Genomic DNA, 479 nt, shown 5'->3' on the forward strand with positions numbered 1-479 from the left:
CTTGCTGCTGGGGCTCTGGCGGTGGTCGATATCAGCGTCGAATCCAGCGCGCGCGTGCGCTGTCAGGCAACGCCTCGTCACGTTTGGGTTGGCCTTCGCGCTTGCCCTGCTGGCCGCTTCCGCCTTGAAGTGGTGGCTGGATTTCCCACGGCCACCGGCGGTACTCGGCCACCTCGTGCACGTCATTGGTGAGCCGGAACTGCACTACAGCCTGCCGAGCGGGCACTCGACGTTCGCAGCGCTTGTGGTCGGGGCACTCTGGCCCTTGGTGGGTTTTCGGGGGCGTCTCGCGTTGGTGTTCTACGCCGCGTTGGTCGGGTGGTCGCGTGTTGCCGCCGGGATGCATTTCCCGGCGGATGTGGTCGCCGGCTGGATGCTCGGGGCTAGCAGCGTCGCTATAGCAGGGTTGTTGCGCTCAGCATTGATGTCACGACAAGGCGCCCTCGTGAAGGGACTTTCTGGCTGATTCCGCAGCATGC

The 479-nt window shown here is 65.1% G+C and carries 1 protein-coding gene; it reads left to right on the top strand.

Annotation, left to right across the window (positions count from 1 at the left end; genetic code table 11):
• Positions 1 to 466 (top strand): phosphatase PAP2 family protein (locus tag AAHM38_RS25505; RefSeq protein WP_446740145.1); only part of this gene is annotated, 466 nt, incomplete at its 5' end.
• Between the last annotated feature and the right edge of the window lie 13 nt (positions 467 to 479).

Origin of the sequence: Ralstonia sp. OTU4908 (genome assembly GCF_038440115.1) — a bacterium.
Taxonomy (GTDB): domain Bacteria; phylum Pseudomonadota; class Gammaproteobacteria; order Burkholderiales; family Burkholderiaceae; genus Ralstonia; species Ralstonia pickettii.